Raw genomic sequence first — 22691 nt, 5'->3', positions numbered from 1 at the left:
ATAAAAGTGAGTATTTTAAGTGCAAAAAATTTAGAAACGAGTTATGAAAAGCTTACAGTGTTTCGCGATTTAAATGTGGAAATACAAGAAGGAAAAGTAACGACAATTATAGGACCAAACGGGTGCGGTAAATCGACATTGTTAAAAACAATGGGAAGAATTTTAAAGCAAAAGAGCGGTAAAGTATATTTACAAGGACAGGATTTAAATACAATTCCAACGAAAGAAATTGCGAAGCAGTTAGCTTTACTTCCGCAAACTCCAATTGCACCAGGAGAGCTGAAAGTAGAAGAATTAATTTCTTATGGACGCTATCCACATCGAAATAACGTAAATAAGTTAACTTCAAAAGATAAAGAGATGATTGACTGGGCATTAGATATAACGAAAACTTCTGAATTTCGAACGAGACAAATAGCAAATCTATCAGGTGGTCAAAGGCAAAAGGTATGGCTAGCAATGGCTTTAGCACAAGAGACAGAAGTTTTACTACTAGATGAACCAACGACATATCTTGATATGTCTCATCAATTAGATGTATTACAAATTGTGGAGAAGTTAAATAAAGAACATAATTGTACGGTCGTTATGGTACTGCATGATATTAACCATGCAGCAAGGTTTTCAGATGAAATTATTGCGATGAAGGAAGGAGAAATCATTACAACGGGTAGCCCAGAAGAAATCATTACAAATGAAGTGTTAAAAGAAGTATTTCATATTGATGCGCGTGTCATGATTGATCCGTATAATGGGTCTCCTGTTTGTTTCGGTTACGATAGCGTTGTATCTCAAGAAGAGAAAGTAGAGATATATGTAACGAGTTAAGAAGGGGGGAATATAAGATGAATACTACTATTGAAAAAAAGCAGATTATTACATCTAATACAGAACAGTGGAAAATGTATTCAAAATTAGAAGGTAAAGAATATCAAATTCATATTTCAAAGCCGAGGCAGCCAGCACCAGAGTCAGGATATCCTGTTATATACGTATTAGATGGCAATGCCTTTTTTCAAACATTCCATGAAGCGGTTAAAATACAATCAGTTAGAGCAGAGAAAACAGGTGTTTCACCAGCCATTATAGTAGGTATTGGTTATCCAATTGAAGGGGCATTTTCAGGTGAGGAAAGATGCTATGATTTTACGCCTAGTGTAATTTCAAAAGATGCCCCTTTAAAACCAGACGGTAAACCGTGGCCTAAAACAGGAGGAGCACATAATTTCTTTACTTTTATTGAAGAAGAATTAAAACCTCAAATTGAAAATAATTATGAGATTGATAAAGGGAAGCAAACATTATTTGGGCATTCACTAGGTGGTTTATTTGCTTTACATATACTATTTACAAACGTAAATGCCTTTCAAAGTTATTTTATTAGTAGTCCATCTATTTGGTGGAATAACCAATCCGTGCTTGAAAAAGAAGAGAATCTAATAAATGAGTTAAACAATGCAAAAGTTGAAACAGGAGTATTTCTTACAGTTGGTTCACTAGAACGAGAGCATATGGTTGTAGGTGCAAATGAATTATCAGAGCGCCTTCTCCGAGTGAAACACGATCAGTTTCGATTTACGTTTTATGAAGCTGAAGGGGAGAATCATGCATCAGTTGTGCCGACCTCTTTAAGTAAAGGGTTAAGATTTATTAGTCACGTATAAATTGAAATGAATATCTAATAAAATGCAAACAAAAGGCTATGGGAAATTCTCCATAGCCTTTTGTTTGTGCAAGTAGAATTGTCCTTTTTGAAAGTTTTGTTTCAACTTTTCGTCTAAAGAGACAAAAAGTTGTCACAATTCGGTCACAATTAGCATAAACATAAAATAGACGAAATGAACTTATTTCCAAAAAGGCTTGATTCATTCCATTCATGATTAGTAGAGCTGAAAAAGCATGGATTAAAAGTTCACTATATTTTCAAGGAGGTAGATCGTATGAAAACTATTCTTGCTATCGCTGGGCTTATTTGGGTTTTATCACATGGCATTCCAATTTATGAAGGAGAACAAATTCGCAGTGCTCTGAATAAAAATTTTAATGAATATCATATCATTGATCGTCAAGATAAAGTCGTGACAGTTCGTGTAAATGACTGTTTTCATACGGTAACCGTTGAAGGAACTTCAGTAGTGAATGATACAAAAGTATGTGATCAGCAATAATTATATATAGGAAGAAAAAAGTCTCAATTTACACGTGTGAAAATTGAGACTTTTATATTTGTGGATGAATAATAAGCGGGGATGGATAATCCCTGCTTATTATTGTTTTTTGAAAAAAAGGCAAGGGTATCATAATAATTGAGTCTGAGAAGCTAATAAGTTGTTAAGAATAAGCATAGAGCGGAAATATACTCATATGGGGTATCATACGTAGATATTTAATGCTATAATTGGTATACTCGTAAAAGCAATTGTTTTATTGGATGAAGAGAAACTTTAAGAAGGTGATAATATGGATCATAAAGATCATGAAGCGGTAACACATAGATCAGAAAAAGAAAAAGAACAAATTATAAATAGATTAAAGAGAATTGAAGGACAAGTCCGCGGTATTCAAAATATGATTGAAAATGATCGTTATTGCGTGGATATTTTAGTGCAAATTTCAGCGATTAATGCAGCAATGAAAAAAGTAGGAATGGGTGTATTAAAAAACCATACAAGTCATTGTGTTTCAGGTGCTATTAAAGATGGCAATGGTGACGAAGCAATTGAAGAATTAATGACAGTATTTGAACGTTTTTCAAAAGCGTAAAAACAAGCTAGTATGTAACTGGCTTGTTTTTTGTTTACCTCTATATAGGATTTCGAGGTATTGATGTGTAAAATAAACTTTTAGAAAATAATTGAAAAATCATGATACAAAACCATTGATTACCTTAGGGGGGTATGGTAAAATATAATTGTGATTAACAAACAATGAAGAAACAAGAGGAGGATTTTAAATGGAACAGTTAACATTACAAGTTGAAGGTATGTCTTGTGGACATTGTGTAAATTCTATTGAAAGCAGTGTGAAAGAACTAAACGGTGTTGAACAAGTGAAAGTTCAATTAGCAGAAGGAACTGTTGAAGTTACGATCGACTCATCAGTTGTAACGTTAAAAGATATTGTTGCTGTAATTGAAGATCAAGGATACGATGTTCAATAATTATTTTTAGATATGGAAATAAATCGTACTTTATAGGAAGTACGATTTATTTTGCTAATAATTATACCTCATAAGGGTATATAGAGGTGAGAGACATGAATGAACAAAAAGAGGCCAATCTTCAAATATCAGGAATGACATGTGCGGCATGTGCGAATAGAATTGAAAAAGGCTTGAAAAAAGTAGAAGGTGTTCATGATGCAAATGTAAATTTTGCACTTGAAAAAACAAAAATAATGTATGATCCCCAAAAAACAAATCCGCAACAATTTAAGCAAAAAGTTGAATCGCTAGGGTATGGAATTGTAAGTGATAAAGCTGAGTTTACTGTTTCAGGGATGACATGCGCGGCATGTGCGAATAGAGTAGAAAAGCGCTTAAATAAATTAGAAGGTGTGAACGGAGCGACAGTAAATTTCGCTTTGGAATCGGCTACAGTAGATTTTAATCCTGATGAAATTCATGTAAATGAAATGAAGAGTGCAATTACGAAATTAGGCTATAAATTGGAAGTGAAATCAGATGAGCAAAATGGATCAACTGATCATCGCTTACAAGAAATTGAGCGACAAAAGAAGAAATTTATTATTTCGTTTATTTTATCATTCCCGTTACTGTGGGCAATGGTAAGTCATTTCTCATTTACATCGTTTATTTATTTACCTGATATGCTTATGAACCCTTGGGTGCAGCTAGCTCTTGCAACTCCGGTTCAGTTTATCATTGGTGGGCAGTTTTATGTTGGAGCTTATAAAGCGTTACGAAATAAAAGTGCCAATATGGATGTTCTCGTTGCACTTGGAACGTCTGCAGCGTATTTCTATAGTGTGTATTTAAGTATTAGGTCGATTGGTTCTTCTGAACATATGACAGACTTGTATTTTGAAACGAGTGCAGTACTTATTACATTAATTATTTTAGGTAAATTATTTGAGGCGAAAGCAAAGGGACGCTCGTCAGAAGCAATTAAAAAATTAATGGGATTACAGGCGAAAACCGCTACTGTTTTACGAGATGGAACAGAAATAAAAATTTTAATCGAAGAAGTGGTAGCTGGTGATATCGTTTATGTAAAACCTGGTGAAAAAATCCCGGTAGATGGGGAAATTGTAGAAGGAAAGTCAGCAATAGATGAATCGATGTTAACAGGTGAGAGTATTCCAGTTGATAAAACAATTGGGGATGTAGTAATCGGTTCTACAATAAATAAAAACGGATTTTTAAAAGTGAAAGCAACTAAGGTAGGAAGAGATACTGCATTAGCTCAAATTATTAAAGTAGTAGAAGAGGCGCAAGGTTCAAAAGCTCCTATTCAAAGGGTAGCTGATCAAATTTCAGGTATTTTCGTACCGGTTGTAGTTGTGATTGCTATTATCACATTTGCAGTGTGGATGCTATTTGTTACACCTGGTGATTTTGGCGGAGCACTTGAGAAAATGATAGCTGTACTTGTTATCGCTTGTCCATGTGCATTAGGTCTTGCGACACCTACATCTATTATGGCGGGATCAGGAAGATCAGCAGAGTATGGTATTTTATTTAAAGGCGGGGAGCATTTAGAAGCAACGCACCGATTAGATACAGTTATTTTAGATAAAACAGGTACAGTGACAAACGGGAAGCCGGTGCTAACAGATGTAATTGTAGCAGATGGATTCCACGAAGAAGAAATACTACGTTTAGTAGGTGCGGCAGAAAAAAATTCTGAACATCCACTTGCAGAAGCGATTGTAGAAGGAATTAAAGAAAAGAAAATTGAAATCCCAAGTTCAGAAACGTTTGAAGCGATTCCAGGATTCGGTATCGAATCAGTTGTAGAAGGGAAACAATTATTAATTGGTACACGTCGATTAATGAAGAAATTCGATATTGATATTGAAGAAGTTTCTAAATCTATGGAAGAGCTAGAACGAGAAGGAAAAACAGCAATGCTTATTGCGAACAATAAAGAATATGCTGGTATAGTGGCCGTTGCAGATACTGTAAAAGATACTTCAAAAGCAGCTATCGCAAGACTTAAGAAAATGGGTCTAGACGTTGTTATGATCACAGGAGATAACACACAAACTGCTCAGGCAATCGCTAAGCAAGTTGGTATTGATCACGTAATTGCAGAAGTATTACCAGAAGGAAAAGCAGAAGAAGTGAAAAAACTCCAAGCACAAGGTAAGAAAGTAGCAATGGTTGGAGATGGAATAAATGATGCTCCTGCTCTTGCTACGGCGGATATCGGTATGGCAATTGGAACAGGAACGGATGTAGCGATGGAAGCGGCAGATATTACGTTAATCCGTGGGGATTTAAATAGTATTGCTGATGCAATCTTTATGAGTAAGATGACGATAAGAAATATTAAGCAAAATTTATTCTGGGCACTAGCTTATAACGGATTAGGAATCCCGATTGCGGCGTTCGGTTTCTTAGCACCTTGGGTTGCAGGAGCGGCTATGGCATTTAGTTCTGTATCCGTTGTATTAAATGCATTACGATTACAAAGAGTGAAATTAAAAAAATAAAAATCTAGAGAGTAATTGCATATGCTTTTAAACGAAAAACAATACTTTGAAATAAGTATTGTTTTTTGTTTATATAGAAAGAAAAAAGATATAATAAAGCAGAAATATTGAATACTAGATGGTAGACAAGTTAAATGATAGTTTAGTAAGGAGGTTCATATATGTTAAAAGATACGATCATTAGAACATTCCATAAGGAGGATTTAGAACAAGTATTACAGTTGTTCTATGAAACAGTTCATACAATTAATGCAAAAGATTATAACGTGTTACAGCTACAGGCATGGGCACCAGATCGACTAGATAGAGAAAGCTGGTTAAAGTCTTTAGAAAAGAATATTAGTTATGTAGCGGATCATAACGGTGTGATCGTGGGATTTGGGGATTATAATGATGATCATTACGTGGATCGCTTATTTACGCATAAAGATTATCAAGGAAAAGGGATAGCTTCCTACATACTACAGAAGTTAGAAAAAGAAGCAGTAAGCTTGGGTCATAGGGAGATATATACAGAGGCGAGTATTACAGCAAAACCTTTCTTTGAAAGTAACGGTTTTATTTGCATAAAGGAACAAAAGAAACAGCATAATGGTCAGATTTTTATTAATTATGTAATGAAAAAAATAGCCTTCTCATAAACGAGAAGGCTATTTTTCATTATTTTACAGCTTCTTTTAGTTCTTTACCAGCTTTGAAAGCAGGTACTTTAGAAGCTGCGATTTGCATTTCTTCACCAGTTTGTGGGTTACGGCCTGTACGAGCAGCTCTTTCGCGAACTTCGAATGTACCGAATCCGATAAGTTGTACTTTCTCACCAGCAGCTAAAGTGTTAGTGATTGATTCTACTACAGTTTGTAAAACTACAGTAGCTTCTTTTTGAGAAATCTCAGCATTTTGTGCTACGTTTTTGATTAATTCTGTTTTGTTCATGTTTTTCACCTCATATGTAAATAATGCTATTTAAGTTGTTATTATAACGTATAAAACATTCGAGAACAAGTGTACGCACATATATTCGTAAAAAAAATGAAATTTGTAATATTTTTGAGAGCCACTTTATAGACATTCAATTTAAGCGGATACAGATTTTTTCTTTAATGCGGTTTGCTCTTTATTGGAAGGGAGTTTCTTATTATAGGATATGAAATAAGGTAATGCTACAAATAACATACCTCCTACTAAGTTTCCAAAGAAAACAAAAATGAAGTTTGGAAAATATTCAATCCAAGTTAAATGACCGGCAAAAATTGCAGCTGGGATAACAAACATATTGGCTACAACGTGTTGAAATCCAATCGCAACAAAAGTCATAACTGGGAACCAAATGCCGATAATCTTTCCGATAAATTCTTTACTTCCCATACTAAGCCAAACAGCTAAACAAACGAGCCAATTACATCCGATTGCAGAAATGAAGGCTTGTAGTGGTGTATCTTGAAGTTTAGCTTGCGCAATAGAAACTGTTTTCGCTAAAAAAGCGCCTTCTGTTAATCCGACGATATGACCGAAAAAATAAGCAACGAATACAGCACCTATGAAGTTGCTAAACGTAACAATAACTAAATTTCGAATGAAGTGAAATAAGTCGATTTTTTTGTGAAGCCACGCCATTGAAACGGTCATCATATTGCCAGTTACTAACTCACCGCCTGCAAGAATAACGAGTATAAGACCGATAGGAAATACAGCGGCACCTAGAAAACTAGTAAATGATCCCCAAGATTTTGGCATTGTTCCAATAACATGAATATCGAGTAAATACCCTAATGCTATGAAAGCACCACCAAAAAAACCGAGAATTAGCATAGGGAGTAATGATAAATGAGCTTTTTTTCTACCGGAATTCGCAGCAAGTTCCGTAATTTCTTCTGGTGTAAATACAGACATGAATAATCTCTCCTTAATAAAATGATAGAATGAATAGAAGGAACATTTTTAAGAATCTATGTATTATAAAAATATGTTATGACTTCTGTATAAATTTGTCAAAGTGAATGAGGATAGAATTGGATATAGCTAACATTGTTCATGTTGTCACATTAATGTAACAATAAGGCTTTAAAGTACTTCTAGAGGTGAGAACATGAATACGAATCATGTAAAAAAAGAACAAAAAAAATCAATCGTCAAGATATGTATAATCAGTTTCATAAGTATAGTAATGATTTCAATAAGTTTGTATTTCTATGCGACAGAAATAGAACGAAAACTAGTAACAGTTACGTGGAATGAAATAGAAGCTTTTACAATTCCTAAAGAGTTTAATAACAAAAAGATATTACAATTCTCAGATGTGCATTTAGGGCCAGAATTTACATTGAAACAACTAGAAAATTTGGTAGAGAAGATGAATGCATTACATCCAGATGTAGTAGTTTTTACAGGGGATTTAATAGATAAGTTTGGATCGTATAAGGCGGAAAGAGAAGAAGCGAAAAGTATTTTACAGAAAATACATGCGCCCTTAGGGAAATATGCAGTGTTTGGGAATCATGATAGGGGCGGGGGAGGTAGTTTATTTTATAAAAAGTATATGGAGGAAGCTGGTTTCTCTGTGTTAGTAAATGAAGTGCATAAAATTAATGCGGAAAATGGCAAATATATTACAATATCAGGTTTGGATGATTTTTTATTAGGGAATCCGAAAATAGACGCGACTTTAAAACAAGTAAGGCAACAAGATTTTAATATGCTCTTAGTACATGAGCCGGATATTGTAGACAAAGTAGCTCGTTACCCAGTTGATTTTCAAATGTCAGGACATAGTCACGGAGGACAAGTTCAAATTCCTTTTATAGGTCCATTAATTACTACAAAATTAGCTGAGAGTCATGTTGAAGGTATGTATGAATTAGAAGGGAAGAATAAGCCGTTACATTTATACGTAAATCGTGGTATTGGGACAACACGAATGCCTGTTAGATTTTGGAGTGTACCTGAACTTTCAGTATTTGTGTTAAAGCAAAATAGCAACTAAACTATTTTAGAGTAGTAACAGGACTTTCAGAGAAAGTTCTCTTTTTTTATTGGGTAAATACAGAATGTTATGTGATTTTTATTTAAAGTGTTAAAAAGGAAAGGGGAATTTCTATGGTAGAAACATGGCATAAAGAATTGGAAAGTTTATATAACGAAATGGTTTCGTGGCAAATTACTTTTAAGTATTGTAAATAGTTATGTAGAGATGGAAAAGAATCTTTTCATCATGTAGAAGTGAAAAAGTAATTTACATAAATAAAAAACAACAATAGGTTATGTAACCTATTGTTGTTTTTTATTATTTTTGCAAGGGAATAGCATCAAAATATGTTCTATAGTTATTAGAGAATTCAAAGTTGTTTTTTGCATCCCAATTAATAGACCAAGACATTAGGCCGCGGAATGCAGGGTAGCCACTCTGATTTGAAAGTTTATACTTTCCTCCGAAAGGAATTCCTTTAATGATATAATCTAAAGCTTTTTTCATTTCAGTTGGAGAAATATATCCGCCACTTGGAGCGGCCGCTGGTGCTGCAGGAAGTCCAATCATGACTTGATCCGAACGAAGAGCTGGGAAAATGTTATTTGTATTACCACCTACAGGAAAACCATGTAAGAGCATATCTGCCATAGCGACTTCGTAGTCTGCAGTACCTTGATTGTAGTTATTACCGTCCATTCCAATCCCGCTACCAGCGTTGTAGTGTTGAACGTGAATGTATGTTAGTTTGTCTTTTACTCCGAAAATAATCGGTAAATAAGCACCCCAGATGCTTCCGTATGCGCTATAACCACCTTGAACATAAGCTGTTTCAGGAGCCATGCTTAATAAAAAATCTGGACCGTAATGATCTGAGATTGTTCGAATAGCTGAGATAAGATTTACGATTTGAGGAGTAGTTGGGTTTTTAAAATTAGTGTCATTTCCGTTTAAGTAAATACCTGATTCAAGGTCAATATCTATTCCATCAAAACCATATTTATCGATCAGAGATTGTAGGGAATTAATAAAACGTTGCTTAGCCGTATTGTCAGGAAGTAAAACGACCCCATTTTGTCCACCTATTGAAAGAACTATTTTCTTACCTTTACTTTTTAAATAAGAAATATCTGATTTAAACTCTGCATCTGTACCATACACAGGAGAAAATTCAACAGTGGAACGATCACCACCAGTTTCACCGAAAGATACATTGATTACATCCCATTTTGGTGAAACGTCTCTTAATTTAATAATGCCAGTACCGTTGTCGAAGTTATGCCAGTATCCAACGAGTAATTTTGATCCTAAATTGTTTGCAGCTTGTGCTTGGAAGGGAGCTAGCGGTAGCAGTAAGAAAATTACTAACGTACAACAAATAAATTTGAACTTGTTTAACATATCAACACTCCTATACAAAAAGTTGTCTAGATGTATAATCTTGTTTATTTTATGATATCTGAAAATTCGATCTTTTGTAAGGTGACTATAATTTTCTCAACAATTGTGTATGGAAAATTATTAAACCTAATGTAATAATTTTTGGAGGAGATCGAATTACGATTGTTAAATTCAGAATATTTTGATATATTTTAAAGTATAGGACAAGATTTTTCGCATAATACTCTTACATAAAGTGAAACTTTAATCAGTGGGGCTTTGTTCATCCCCGCTGATTATCAGCCCTCACCAATCGGGCTTTTACGGGCAGTAGATTCCCACCTAACTTCTTTGCTTCCGCTGAATTTTGAGGTGGGGGTCTTACTGCCCGTTAATGCGGGGTAAATTTCAAAATTAAGTTTGGAAGGGGATGTACAAGAGTTGGATAAAAATCTTAAGAAAGACCTCAAAATACGCCACATTACAATGATTTCCATTGGTGGCGTAATAGGAGCTGGTTTGTTTGTTGGAAGCGGTGCGGTTGTGCATTCAGCCGGACCAGGTTCTATCGTTTCATATGCATTAGCAGGACTTCTAGTCATTTTCGTTATGAGAATGCTAGGGGAAATGGCAGCTATTAACCCGACAAGTGGTTCATTTGCAACATATGCAAGAGAAGCAATTGGTCCATGGGCCGGTTATACAATTGGGTGGCTATATTGGTTTTTCTGGGTAATTGTTATTGCGATAGAAGCTACAGCAGGTGCTGGTATTATTCAATATTGGATTCCAGAAATCCCGCTCTGGTTATTAAGCTTAATATTAACGATTTTATTAACATTGACGAATGTTTTTTCGGTGAAATCATTTGGAGAGTTTGAATATTGGTTTTCATTTATTAAAGTAATAAGTATTGTTTTGTTCCTTTGTCTTGGACTCGCTGTTATTTTAGGATTTGTACCAGGAACGGAAGCACCTGGCACTTCGAATTTAGTAGGGCAAGGAGGATTTATGCCAAATGGTATAAGTTCGGTGCTACTTGGAATTACCGTCGTTATATTTTCATTTATGGGATCAGAGATTGTCGCAGTAGCCGCTGGAGAGTCTGCCGAACCTGTAAAAGCAGTAAAAACAGCAACAAATAGTGTAATTTGGCGTATTCTCGTATTTTTTATTGGATCGATCGCTGTAGTTGTTACACTCCTTCCGTGGAATTCAGCGAACATACTAAAAAGCCCGTTTGTGGCGGTGCTGGAACATATAGGGATACCAGCGGCAGCACAAATTATGAACTTTATCGTTTTAACAGCTGTACTTTCTTGTTTAAATTCGGGTTTATATACGAACTCAAGAATGCTTTTTTCAATGGCAGAAAGAGGAGACGCGCCAAAGGCATTTTTGAAATTGAATAGTAGTGGTGTTCCAGTTCGGGCGGTTTTATTTGGAACTTTCTTTGCTTACATTGGAGTTGTTTTTAGTTACATATCTCCAGATAAAGTATTTTTATTTTTAGTGAATGCATCTGGCGGGATTGCGTTACTCGTTTATCTCGTTATAGCGGTTTCACATTTCAAGATACGTAAAAAAATGGGGAAAGCGGAACAACAAAATTTGAAAGTCAAAATGTGGCTTTTTCCATATGTAACATATGTAACAATTACTGCGATTATAGCAGTTTTAGTTGCCATGCTCGCAATTGAATCTTTACGTTCACAAGCGCTTTTAACAATGCTTGTTACTGTTCTTATAATAATTTCTTATTTTATTTTTAATAGAAATAAAAATAGTACATTATTGAATCCTAAAAGCAAGAATGAGGAATCTGTTCGATTCTAATTTCTTGTTTTAGAAGAGAGTTACACCCAATCATTGCTATAAAAGAATCATATATAATCATAGAAACAAGTAATTACTATTGTCATAGTGAATATAAACTTTTTTCTTGACTTTTTATATGAAGGCGAGCAAAATGGTAAAAAAGGAAGGGGGGATGACGATGGAAGAGTACGTACTAGAGCTGTATAACTTGTTATATACGACAGAATGGCAAGATATTGTTTCATTTCTAGGAATAATGTTTTGTATGAAAATTGTAATTGTATATATGGAAGAGCAAGGTATGTTCTATTCCTTCTCATCTCCGTTCGATGTGCAGCGCGAGCCGTTGCCAAACTATGCCAAGGTAAATTACGAACAATTTCCTTTTGTGATTTTCTTTATGATTCAATTTATAACAGCAATTGTAAAGAAAAAGGAAAGTGACGATGAAGAGTGCCATTCAACTTGTAATATAGCGACTGCTTTTTAAGCTAAATACAAGGAGGAGATTTATATGTGGTTTCGATTTCTTATGATTGGTTTCTTTTCATTAACAGCAATTTCTTTAATGGGATATCAAGTGTCTGAAATTTATCAAGCATATAGCAATACGTTTTTTAACAAAAACTAATTACATTGCTATTTAAATAATAAAGCGATAAAATCCTTCTTAAGAAGTTTTATTAAGAAGGATTTTTTTCTATGCTCTGTCTTACTGTGTCAAACTATTGTCACATTTACACTGTGAATAATATGTTAAAATAGTGAGGTTACGTATACATATTTGAAGGAAGAGGAGTGACCATTTTGGTGGATCAATCAACTAATCAGAAAAGCTATGCTCCTATTGTGATAACGCTTTCTGTAATTGTAAATGCGATTATTTTATTTTTGTTCTTTGGACCTGTTGGCTATGAAGGAGAAGTACATTTTGATGTAACAATTTTACCAATGTTAAATGCAATTTTTAATAGCTTTACGTTCGTATTCTTATTAGCAGCTTTATACTCTATTATTAAGAAAAATGTGAAAATGCACCGCGGTTTTATCCTGGCAGCATTTACAACGACGTTGCTATTTTGTGTTTCTTATTTATCGTATCATTACTTGGCGCCGGCAACACATTTTGGTGGAGAAGGATTCATTAAATATGTGTACTTCATTATTTTAATTACACATATTATCCTTGCAGCAATTATTGTACCACTTGCATTGTTTGCACTTGTATTTGGTTTTACAAATCAATTAACACGTCATCGTAAAATTGTACGTTGGACAATGCCGATTTGGTTATATGTAAGTTTATCTGGTGTTATTGTTTACTTAATGATCTCACCTTATTACCAATAAAAAATCTCAGCCTGTAGGCTGGGATTTTTTTGTTAGGCAAATATTTTTGTGAAATGAAAAAAATATGGTATACAAAAGTATAGTTGCTTTTCATATAGAAGGGATGGTAAAGGAATATGCAAAATTTTGTATTTCGTAATCCAACGAAACTTATTTTCGGTAAAGGGCAGTTAGAACAGTTGAAAACTGAAATTCCACAGTTCGGTAAAAAAGTTCTTCTCGTATACGGGGGAGGCAGTATTAAAAGAAACGGTATTTATGATAATGTAATTTCTATTTTAAAAGATATAAATGCAGAAGTATTTGAATTGACAGGCGTTGAACCGAATCCTCGTGTATCAACTGTAAGGAAAGGAATTCAAATTTGTAAAGATAATGGTGTTGAATTTATTTTAGCAGTTGGCGGAGGAAGTGTGATCGACTGTACGAAGGCAATTGCTGCTGGTAGCAAATATGATGGAGATGTATGGGATATTGTAACGAAAAAAGCATTTGCTAGTGAGGCGTTACCATTTGGTACGGTGCTTACTCTTGCAGCGACAGGCTCTGAAATGAATGCTGGTTCTGTCATTACAAACTGGGAAACGAATGAAAAATATGGCTGGGGTAGCCCAGTTACTTTCCCGCAGTTTTCAATTTTAGATCCAGTCCATACTGCGTCTGTACCGAAAGACCAAACAATTTACGGTATGGTAGATATTATGTCGCACGTATTAGAGCAGTATTTCCACCAAGGAACAAATACAGAACTACAAGATCGTTATTGTGAATCTGTATTAAAAACAGTAACTGAAACCGCTCCTAAGCTTTTAAGTGATTTAGAAAATTATGAGCATAGAGAAACCATTTTATATTGCGGTACTATGGCGTTAAACGGCATTTTAGCGATGGGAGTAAAAGGAGACTGGGCAACTCACAATATTGAGCACGCAGTTTCTGCGGTTCATGATATACCACACGGGGGTGGCCTTGCGATTTTATTCCCGAACTGGATGAAGCATGTTCTAGATGAAAATGTAAGTCGTTTTAAACAGTTCGCTATTCGTGTATTCCATGTAGAAACAGATGGGAAAACTGATCGAGAAGTTGCGTTAGAAGGAATTGAGGCGTTACGTCAATTTTGGACTTCAATTGAGGCGCCGGTAACATTAGCTGATTACGCTATTGGGGAAAATGAAATTTATTTAATGGCGGATAAAGCAATGGCTTATGGCGAATTTGGTAACTTTAAAAAATTAAATAAAGACGATGTTTTAAGCATATATAAAGCTTCTTTATAAGTGAATCAAGCAAAGAAACCCATTTGATATAACAATCAAATGGGTTTCTTTTTTGTTGTTTATAACTGTTTGTGACTGGTTTTGGTTATTTTTGAATGTTTATGGTTGATTTTTGTGATCGTTTTCATTATACTGTAATCAAAGAAGAGGTGAATAAAATGTTAACTCCTGAACGTCATCAAATGATATTGCAACTTGTAAAAGAGCAGAAGGTTGTTAAATTACAGCAATTAGTGGAAAGAACAGAAAGCTCTGAATCAACAATTCGTCGTGATTTAGCGCAATTGGAAAAGCAAAGGTTATTAAAAAGAGTTCATGGTGGTGCTGCTGTTTTAACAGGAAAAGGACAAGAGCCAACGATGGTTGAAAAATCATCCAAAAACATTCAAATAAAACAACAAATTGCTAACTATGCGGCTAGCATTGTTGAACAAGGTGATTGCATTTATTTAGATGCAGGAAGTACAACATTTGAAATGATCCCATTTTTAATAAATAAAGATGTTACTGTCGTTACGAATGGACTTATGCATATTGAAGCTTTAGTTGAAAATAATATTCGTGCGTATTTACTAGGCGGAATGATGAAAAGTAGGACGAAAGCTTTAATTGGTGCTATGGCACAGGAAAGTATGCAGAAGTATCGTTTTGATAAATGTTTCTTAGGAGCAAATGGTGTACATGAACAGCTTGGTTTTACAACTCCAGATCCAGAAGAGGCACTTTTAAAACAAATGGCATTAACATTTGCGAACGAAGGATATTTCTTAATTGATGAAAGTAAGTTCTCAGAAGTTGCATTTGCGAAAATTGCCAATGTTGAAGAAGCGAATATTATTACAAACCATTTAGAAATTGATTTAGAAAAATATAAAAGACAAACCAATGTAATTGAGGCTGATAAACAATGATCTATACAGTTACTTTAAACCCATCTATTGATTATGTAGTACAAGTTAATTCCTTCGATTTAGGCGCAGTAAATCGAGCAGAGAAAGATATGAAATTTCCTGGAGGGAAAGGCATTAACGTTTCTCGTGTTCTTCATCGTTTAGGTGTTGAAAATGTAGCGCTTGGATTTACTGGTGGATTTACCGGTCGATTTATTAAAGATGTATTACAGGCGGAAGGTGTAACAACAAACTTCGTCCAAGTAGACGGTGATTCCCGAATTAATGTGAAAATAAAAGGGCAAGAAGAGACAGAATTAAATGGGCAAGGTCCTAATGTGACAAATGAACAATTTGAACAATTAATGAAACAAATCGAAAGTATGAGGCAGGGAGATTGTGTTGTACTAGCTGGGAGTGTACCGGCGTCTATCTCAACTACTTTTTATGAATCAATCGCAGCGCTCGGAGCTGAGAAAGGTATTCGCGTAGTAGTCGATGCAAGTGGAAGTGCGCTGCAGCATGTAATTAAAAATAAACCATTTTTAATAAAGCCTAATCATCATGAACTTGGTGAGTTATTCGGAGTAGAGATTTCAACAGTAGAAGATGTTTTACCGTTTGGAAGAAAATTAGTTGAACAAGGTGTAGAGCATGTTATCGTATCAATGGCTGGAGATGGGGCTTTATTATTTACGGCAGAAGGTATATATGAAGCAACTGTTCCAAAAGGTGTTGTAATTAATTCGGTTGGGGCCGGAGATTCTCTCGTTGCAGGATTTGTAGGTAAATATGAACAGACAAAAGATATTGAAAAGGCATTTCAATATGGCGTTGCAACAGGGAGTGCAACAGCATTTTCAGCTGATTTATGTGAAAAAGAAAAAGTAGAAGAATTATTGTCGCAAGTAATTGTAACTAAGCGATAGGGGGAAGTAACATATGAAAATTACAGAACTATTAAAAAGGGATACAGTTATTATGAACTTGACAGCTTCAAATAAAGAAGCTGTCATAGATGAATTAGTTGAGAAATTAGACGGAGCAAATCGTTTAAATAGTAAAGCTGAATTTAAAGAAGCTATTTTAAAGCGGGAATCACAAAGTACGACAGGAATAGGAGAAGGGATTGCAATACCTCATGCGAAAACAAAAGCTGTTAAGCAACCAGCGATTTGTTTTGGTAGAAGTGTAAGCGGTATCAACTATGAATCGCTTGACGGACAGCCAGCGCATTTATTCTTTATGATTGCTGCGAGCGAAGGGGCGAATAATACTCATTTAGAAACGTTATCGCGCCTATCTACATTATTAATGGATGAAGGATTTCGTAAGCAATTGTTAGAAGCAAAGGATGAAGAGGAACTTCTTCGTTTATTTGATGAAAAAGAGAATGAAAAAGAAGAAGAAGACATTGAAGTTGCAAAACCAGAAGGAAATGAACCATACGTACTAGCAGTTACGGCTTGCCCAACTGGAATCGCTCACACCTATATGGCAGCGGATAGCTTGAAAGCAAAAGCAGCAGAGCTAGGTATAGCAATTAAAGTTGAGACGAACGGATCAACAGGTGTAAAAAACGGTTTAACGAAAGAGGACATTGAACGCGCAACGGCTATAATTGTTGCGGCAGATAAACAAGTAGAAATGAACCGTTTTGCTGGGAAACATGTCATTCAAGTGCCAGTCGCTGATGGGATTAGAAAAACGGAAGCGCTTCTTAATCGAGCTGTAAAACAAGACGCGCCAATCTTTAAAGGAATAAAGGAAGATGGGAAGACAGAAAGTACAGAGAAAGAAAAAGGGTTAGGAATTTATAAGCACTTAATGAACGGTGTAAGTAATATGCTTCCATTCGTTGTTGGTGGAGGAATTTTAATTGCACTAGCATTTTGGATTGGTGGCATAAAAGCAGAAGGACCATTGGCTGAATTGTTAATGTCTATTGGTGGAGGCAAAACAGGTGCGTTTTTATTCCTCGTACCAATTTTAGCTGGATTTATTGCAAGTTCTATTGCTGATCGCCCTGGTTTCATGCCTGGTGTTGTAGGTGGATTTTTAGCTGCACATGCGAATGCTGGATTTTTAGGGGGATTAATTGCTGGTTTCTTAGCTGGGTATGTTGTTTTAGGATTGAAAAAATTGTTTTCAGGATTACCAGCACAGTTAGAAGGAATTAAACCTGTATTGTTATATCCGGTCTTTGGATTGTTGATTACAGGAGTTGTTATGCAAAAAGTAGTAATTCCGCCTGTAGTAGCATTGAATGAAATGTTAACAGGATGGTTAAATGGTTTGAACGGTACAAATGCTATATTACTAGGTCTTATATTAGGTGGTATGATGGCAATTGATATGGGTGGTCCAATTAATAAAGCTGCATTTACATTTGGTATTGCTGCAATAGAAGCGCAGAACTTTGGCGTGCACTCTGCTGTTATGGCCGGTGGTATGGTACCACCATTAGCGATTGCATTCGCAACTACTTTCTTTAAATCAAAATTTACTGAAGCAGAACGTAAATCTGGTTTAACAAATTATATTATGGGAGCATCGTTTATTACAGAAGGTGCGATTCCATTTGCAGCTGCAGATCCGATTCGAGTAATAGTAAGTTGTGTTGTTGGTTCAAGTGTTGCGGGTGCATTATCTATGTTATTCCAAATTACGTTACCAGCACCGCATGGTGGATTGTTTGTTATCGCATTAGTAAATAAACCGGTGTTATATATTTTCTCGATATTCATAGGGACAGTTATTTCAGCTCTTATGATGGGGATTTGGAAAAAGAAAGTTAAATAACACATGAAAAAGGAGTAGCTTTTATTAGCTGCTCTTTTTTATTACAAAAAAGGAGATTAATAATTGGAGAATGATGAATTTTGGTAAAAGATGTAATGAAATATGTTTTTTTTGTAACGAAAAAGTAATACTGTAATTTTTTCTGGAAAAAATTTTGGGCTAGTATGTGGAAAATATATGAAAACTATTGGGGATTCTATTAGAAATGGAATTCATTAATATGGAAATTTATGTTACAACTCATTAATCGTGTATTACGAATGGTTTGTAATTGTGTGATTTCTAAAAATCCTAAAAATCTGTTGCTATAATGAAAATACGAAAACAAAGCAAATGGAGGCTATTCATGAAAAAATTATTAGGTATAGCAACGGCGGCAGTTTTTGGTCTTGGGATTTTTGCAGGTTCTGCGAAAGCAGAAACGATTGTAACAACAGACGTATTAAATGTTAGAGAAAACCCAACTGTAGAGTCAAAGCTTGTAGGTAAAATGTTAAGTGGAAATAAATTAGATGTTATAAATACAGAAAACGGATGGGCAAAAATTAAATTAAATGGTAAAGAAGCGTTTGTAAGTGCTGAATTTACAAAAAGTACATATTATGTAACGGCGGGCGTGTTAAATGTTCGTGCTGGAGCGAATACTGACTCTGAAATTCTTGGTAAACTGAATAAAGATGATGTAATTGAAACGACAAATCAAGTTCAAAATGAATGGTTACAATTTGACTATAATGGAAAAACGGGATATGTTCACATGCCATTTTTAACAGGGACGGTACCTGTAATTGAAAAGAAAGAAGTTGTAACGCAAGAAGAGGCGCCAGTAAGAGTAAATACGCCGGTTAAAAATAATAAAGTAGTTAAGAACAAAGAGTCTGTTAAAAATGTAGAATCAAGTAAACCTGTGGCAAAACAGCAGTCAACTACGAAACAAGTTACGAAATCTACTGAAACAAGTGCACCTGCTGGTGGACGTGAAATAACAGTAGAAGCGACAGCGTATACAGCGCATCCAAGTGAGAATGGTACGTATGGTGGTCGTGTATTAACTGCAATGGGGCATGATTTAACAGCAAATCCGAATATGAAAGTAATTGCTGTTGATCCTAAAGTAATTCCGCTTGGATCAAAAGTATGGGTAGAAGGATATGGAGAAGCAATTGCTGGAGATACTGGTGGTGCGATTAAAGGAAATCGTATTGATGTATTAGTCGGTTCAGATGGTAGTGCCGATAGCTGGGGGCGCAAATCTGTAAAAGTGAAAGTGATCAAATAGTGTATATGTATTAATATAAAAGGCGGTTGCTTGAAAGTATGTAAGCAACCGCCTTTTATGGGTTATTGAAAAGGATAAATAGTTTTACCTGTAATAATTTTATAGGCACTGCAAAATTGATTTTGTATATACTCTGTATTTTTATTTTCTGGATGTAATGTTGTTTCTTGGAGAGTAGAATGAAAAGAACGTAGCAAACAATTTAAGGCGAAATATAATTCTTCTTGTGAACAATTTTGTTCTTTTGTAGCAGTAGCTAAAATAAGGTCTTTTGTTAAAGATGAAAAATTGATGGTGGATTGTTTCATAGTCAACTCATCCTCTCGAAGGTATTTTTAATCATGTATATGCGGAATTGGACAAACTATGTTCTTTTTTATTTGTAATTTCATGTACCGGAATGAAAGAACTTGCAATCATGCCGTTAAAATTGGTAAGATTGGATATAATCAATAGATGGAGTACATTACATAAAGAGAGTTGAATGATATGGGAGAAGTGCAACGTGAAAAAGTTGCTGTCATCATTGGACCAACTGCTGTTGGAAAGACGAAGTTAAGTATTGATCTTGCCAAAGCGTTGAATGGTGAAATTATAAGTGGAGATTCCATGCAGATTTATCGTACGATGGATATTGGAACTGCAAAGGTGACAAAAGAAGAAATGGATGGAATTCCGCATTATATGGTCGATATAAAAAATCCAGAAGAATCATTTTCTGTTGCCGAATTTCAAGAACGTGTTCGTAAGCATATTCGAGAGATTACAGAGCGTGGTAAATTGCCAATTATCGTTGGTGGAACTGGTCTGTATATACAATCTGTTTTATTCGATTATCAGTTTACGGATGATGCTGGCGATACTATATACCGAGAACAAATGGAAAAGTTAGCATTAGAACGTGGTGTGGAATATGTACATAAGAAATTACAAGAAGTAGACCCAGAAAGTGCTGAGCGTATTCATGCAAATAATGTACGTCGTGTCATTAGAGCGTTAGAAATTTTCCACACGACGGGTGAAAAAATGAGTGATCAACTTGAAAAACAAGAAAACGAGTTATTATACGATGTTTCCTTGATTGGCTTGACAATGGATCGAGAAATGCTATACGATCGCATTAACTTACGAGTTGATATAATGATGGACCAAGGGTTATTAGAAGAAGTAGAAGGATTGTATAATAGAGGGATACGAGATTGTCAATCTATTCAAGCGATTGGGTATAAAGAGATATATGATTATTTTGAGGATCGTGTCTCTTTAGAAGAAGCGGTATCACAATTAAAGACGAATTCACGTCGTTATGCAAAGCGTCAATTAACGTGGTTCCGTAATAAGATGGATGTCACGTGGTTTGATGTTACAGGCGGTGAAAAAACGTCAGAAATTTTACGATACATAGAAGGAAAGTTACAACTAAAGTCGAATAATAGTAAGTAGAGAAAAAGAGGAGGATTCGACATGAAGCAATCAATCAATATTCAAGATCAGTTTTTAAATCAACTCCGTAAAGAAAATACGTTTGTTACGCTGTACTTATTAAATGGTTTCCAGCTTCGTGGATTAATTAAAGGATTTGATAATTTTACAGTCCTACTGGAAACAGAGGGTAAGCAACAGCTTATTTATAAACATGCAATTTCTACATTTGTACCACAAAAAAATGTTTCAATTGAATTAGAGTAGTAATGAATTATTGTACATAACAAAAAAAGAGCGAGTTTCTCGCTCTTTTTTTATTTGCTATAAACAATACATAGTGAAATTTAAGCAATTCTAAATACAGTAAGGCGAATGTTAGTGTTTCCTGTTGCAGGGATCGTAATCTCGTTAAGAGTAGATTGGACAGAAATGTTTGCGCCAGCTCTTAACGTTTCGATTGTAGTGAATGAAAGTGAGTCGCCTATTAAATTTGAAGAGAAGTTATCAGTTGCGACTGCTCCATTTATTGAAATGCCTACTCCAAGAGGAGCGCATCCTGGTGCAGTTGTAGAGATGGATACGCTAATGACATAAATACCACCGTTGATAACTGTAACTGTATCTGTGCCATTAAAGATAATATTGTTTACGTTAATTGCAGTACTGAAAATAAAGTTATTAAATTGTAGTACTGTTTGTTGAATGTTGTTTGTTACAACAATTGTTGCTACAGGGAAGCTAGGTCCAGTAGGCCCGGTAGGTCCAGTAGGTCCACCAGAAGGTCCAGTAGGTCCAGTAGCTCCTATACCAGTGGCGCCGGTAGCACCTGTTGGTCCTTGAACACCTTGAGGTCCAGTAGCGCCCGTGTTACCTTGAACACCTTGAGGTCCAGTGGCACCGGTAGCACCTGTGTTACCCTGAGGTCCAGTGGCACCAGTAGCGCCTGTGTTACCTTGAACGCCCTGAGGTCCGGTAGCGCCTGTGTTACCCTGAGGTCCAGTGGCACCGGTAGCACCTGTGTTACCTTGAACGCCCTGAGGTCCAGTAGCACCCGTGTTACCTTGAGCACCTTGAGGTCCAGTGGCACCGGTAGCACCTGTGTTACCTTGAACACCTTGAGGTCCAGTAGCACCCGTGTTACCTTGAGCACCTTGAGGTCCAGTGGCACCGGTAGCACCTGTATTACCTTGAACACCTTGAGGTCCAGTGGCACCGGTGGCACCGGTAGCACCAGTAGCACCCGTGTTACCTTGAGCACCTTGAGGTCCAGTGGCACCAGTAGCACCCGTGTTACCTTGAGCACCTTGAGGTCCGGTAGCGCCTGTGTTACCTTGGACACCTTGAGGCCCCTGAGGTCCAGTAGGTCCAGTAGGCCCGCCAGAAGGTCCGGTAGGTCCGGTAACTCCTATGCCAGTAGCGCCCGTGTTACCTTGAGCACCTTGAGGTCCGGTAGCGCCCGTGTTACCTTGAACACCTTGAGGTCCGGTAGCGCCAGTAGCGCCCGTGTTACCTTGAGGTCCAGTAGCACCGGTAGCGCCTGTGTTACCCTGAGGTCCAGTGGCACCAGTAGCGCCCGTGTTACCTTGAACACCTTGAGGTCCAGTGGCACCAGTAGCGCCTGTGTTACCTTGAACGCCCTGAGGTCCAGTGGCACCAGTAGCGCCCGTGTTACCTTGAACACCTTGAGGTCCGGTAGCGCCAGTAGCGCCCGTGTTACCTTGAGGTCCTTGAATACCCTGAGGCCCGGTAGCACCTGTGTTACCTTGAGCACCTTGAGGTCCAGTAGCGCCTGTGTCTGTCTCTTATACACATCTCCGAGCCCACGAGAC

General features: G+C 36.1%; 22 protein-coding genes and 2 pseudogenes. 19 read left to right on the top strand and 5 right to left on the bottom strand.

Annotated features, from left to right (window positions below; all coding sequences use genetic code 11):
- Positions 1–6: 6 nt before the first annotated feature.
- From JDS82_RS00115 to JDS82_RS00085, 7 genes are all read left to right on the top strand, one after another.
- Positions 7–828, top strand: coding sequence for an ABC transporter ATP-binding protein (locus JDS82_RS00115; RefSeq protein WP_064472397.1), 822 nt, complete (start codon positions 7–9; stop codon positions 826–828).
- Between the two features lie 17 nt (positions 829–845).
- Positions 846–1664 (top strand): alpha/beta hydrolase, encoded by an 819-nt coding sequence (locus JDS82_RS00110; RefSeq protein ID WP_001098311.1) that lies wholly within the window; start codon positions 846–848, stop codon positions 1662–1664.
- Positions 1665–1940: 276 nt separating this feature from the next.
- A complete protein-coding gene (locus tag JDS82_RS00105) occupies positions 1941–2168 on the top strand; it encodes a hypothetical protein (protein WP_000849098.1) in 228 nt (75 codons plus the stop codon).
- A gap of 292 nt (positions 2169–2460) precedes the next feature.
- Entirely contained in the window at positions 2461–2763 is a 303-nt protein-coding gene (locus tag JDS82_RS00100; protein WP_000349635.1) for a metal-sensing transcriptional repressor, read from the top strand.
- A gap of 190 nt (positions 2764–2953) precedes the next feature.
- The gene (copZ, locus tag JDS82_RS00095; RefSeq protein WP_000436980.1) at positions 2954–3160 is read left to right on the top strand and encodes a copper chaperone CopZ; all 207 of its coding nucleotides are present in this window, start codon (positions 2954–2956) and stop codon (positions 3158–3160) included.
- Between the two features lie 95 nt (positions 3161–3255).
- Positions 3256–5676, top strand: a complete 2421-nt coding sequence (locus tag JDS82_RS00090; protein WP_199712483.1) for a heavy metal translocating P-type ATPase — start codon at positions 3256–3258, stop codon at positions 5674–5676.
- 161 nt (positions 5677–5837) lie between these two features.
- Positions 5838–6317, top strand: a complete 480-nt coding sequence (locus JDS82_RS00085; RefSeq protein WP_000910418.1) for a GNAT family N-acetyltransferase — start codon at positions 5838–5840, stop codon at positions 6315–6317.
- Between the two features lie 19 nt (positions 6318–6336).
- Here JDS82_RS00085 and JDS82_RS00080 read toward each other — a convergent pair whose 3' ends face one another.
- Together JDS82_RS00080 and JDS82_RS00075 are read right to left on the bottom strand one after the other, a co-directional pair.
- Entirely contained in the window at positions 6337–6609 is a 273-nt protein-coding gene (locus JDS82_RS00080) for an HU family DNA-binding protein (protein ID WP_001043902.1), read from the bottom strand.
- 141 nt (positions 6610–6750) lie between these two features.
- Complete coding sequence (locus tag JDS82_RS00075; protein ID WP_000110532.1) at positions 6751–7566, bottom strand: formate/nitrite transporter family protein; 816 nt, start codon at positions 7564–7566, stop codon at positions 6751–6753.
- Between the two features lie 196 nt (positions 7567–7762).
- Between JDS82_RS00075 and JDS82_RS00070 the strand changes: the two genes are divergently transcribed.
- Positions 7763–8656, top strand: coding sequence for a metallophosphoesterase (locus JDS82_RS00070; protein ID WP_199712482.1), 894 nt, complete (start codon positions 7763–7765; stop codon positions 8654–8656).
- Between the two features lie 168 nt (positions 8657–8824).
- Positions 8825–8904 (top strand): annotated as a pseudogene (locus JDS82_RS30330) (N-acyl-L-amino acid amidohydrolase); the annotation flags it as partial.
- A 52-nt stretch (positions 8905–8956) separates the two neighbouring features.
- Here the strand turns inward: JDS82_RS30330 and JDS82_RS00065 are convergent.
- Positions 8957–10039 (bottom strand): chitinase, encoded by a 1083-nt coding sequence (locus tag JDS82_RS00065; RefSeq protein ID WP_199712481.1) that lies wholly within the window; start codon positions 10037–10039, stop codon positions 8957–8959.
- A 420-nt stretch (positions 10040–10459) separates the two neighbouring features.
- On the opposite strand from JDS82_RS00065, the gene gabP reads away from it, so the two are divergent.
- From gabP to entD, 8 genes are all read left to right on the top strand, one after another.
- The gene (gene gabP, locus JDS82_RS00060) at positions 10460–11854 is read left to right on the top strand and encodes a GABA permease (protein ID WP_000360103.1); all 1395 of its coding nucleotides are present in this window, start codon (positions 10460–10462) and stop codon (positions 11852–11854) included.
- Positions 11855–11987: 133 nt separating this feature from the next.
- Positions 11988–12326, top strand: coding sequence for a hypothetical protein (locus JDS82_RS00055; protein ID WP_074651352.1), 339 nt, complete (start codon positions 11988–11990; stop codon positions 12324–12326).
- A 317-nt stretch (positions 12327–12643) separates the two neighbouring features.
- On the top strand, positions 12644–13186 hold the full coding sequence (locus tag JDS82_RS00050) for a DUF420 domain-containing protein (RefSeq protein ID WP_000228316.1): 543 nt from the start codon (positions 12644–12646) through the stop codon (positions 13184–13186).
- Between the two features lie 116 nt (positions 13187–13302).
- Positions 13303–14466 carry an iron-containing alcohol dehydrogenase gene (locus JDS82_RS00045; protein ID WP_199712480.1) on the top strand — a complete coding sequence of 388 codons (1164 nt, stop codon included), beginning with the start codon at positions 13303–13305 and terminating at the stop codon, positions 14464–14466.
- Positions 14467–14624: 158 nt separating this feature from the next.
- A complete protein-coding gene (locus JDS82_RS00040) occupies positions 14625–15377 on the top strand; it encodes a DeoR/GlpR family DNA-binding transcription regulator (protein ID WP_000957284.1) in 753 nt (250 codons plus the stop codon).
- Entirely contained in the window at positions 15374–16285 is a 912-nt protein-coding gene (gene pfkB / locus JDS82_RS00035) for a 1-phosphofructokinase (protein WP_002087960.1), read from the top strand. The genes JDS82_RS00040 and pfkB overlap by 4 nt, the downstream gene beginning before the upstream one ends.
- Positions 16286–16298: 13 nt before the next feature.
- The gene (locus JDS82_RS00030) at positions 16299–18158 is read left to right on the top strand and encodes a PTS fructose transporter subunit IIABC (protein ID WP_199712479.1); all 1860 of its coding nucleotides are present in this window, start codon (positions 16299–16301) and stop codon (positions 18156–18158) included.
- A 346-nt stretch (positions 18159–18504) separates the two neighbouring features.
- Positions 18505–19437 carry a cell wall-binding protein EntD gene (entD, locus tag JDS82_RS00025; RefSeq protein ID WP_000734618.1) on the top strand — a complete coding sequence of 311 codons (933 nt, stop codon included), beginning with the start codon at positions 18505–18507 and terminating at the stop codon, positions 19435–19437.
- A gap of 62 nt (positions 19438–19499) precedes the next feature.
- Here entD and JDS82_RS00020 read toward each other — a convergent pair whose 3' ends face one another.
- Positions 19500–19745 carry a hypothetical protein gene (locus JDS82_RS00020; protein WP_000814419.1) on the bottom strand — a complete coding sequence of 82 codons (246 nt, stop codon included), beginning with the start codon at positions 19743–19745 and terminating at the stop codon, positions 19500–19502.
- Between the two features lie 181 nt (positions 19746–19926).
- Between JDS82_RS00020 and miaA the strand changes: the two genes are divergently transcribed.
- Both miaA and hfq read left to right on the top strand, forming a co-directional pair.
- Positions 19927–20880 (top strand): tRNA (adenosine(37)-N6)-dimethylallyltransferase MiaA, encoded by a 954-nt coding sequence (miaA, locus tag JDS82_RS00015; RefSeq protein ID WP_000504945.1) that lies wholly within the window; start codon positions 19927–19929, stop codon positions 20878–20880.
- A gap of 21 nt (positions 20881–20901) precedes the next feature.
- On the top strand, positions 20902–21126 hold the full coding sequence (hfq, locus tag JDS82_RS00010; RefSeq protein WP_000813896.1) for an RNA chaperone Hfq: 225 nt from the start codon (positions 20902–20904) through the stop codon (positions 21124–21126).
- An 80-nt stretch (positions 21127–21206) separates the two neighbouring features.
- Here hfq and JDS82_RS30010 read toward each other — a convergent pair.
- Positions 21207–22634, bottom strand: a pseudogene (locus tag JDS82_RS30010) (Gly-Xaa-Xaa repeat protein); the annotation flags it as partial.
- Between the last annotated feature and the right edge of the window lie 57 nt (positions 22635–22691).

It is taken from the genome of Bacillus cereus group sp. N14, assembly GCF_016483555.1.
GTDB classification, from domain to species: Bacteria; Bacillota; Bacilli; order Bacillales; family Bacillaceae_G; genus Bacillus_A; species Bacillus_A wiedmannii.
Note: the sequence above shows the minus strand (reverse complement) of the source record. Positions and strands in the feature narration are given on the sequence as shown.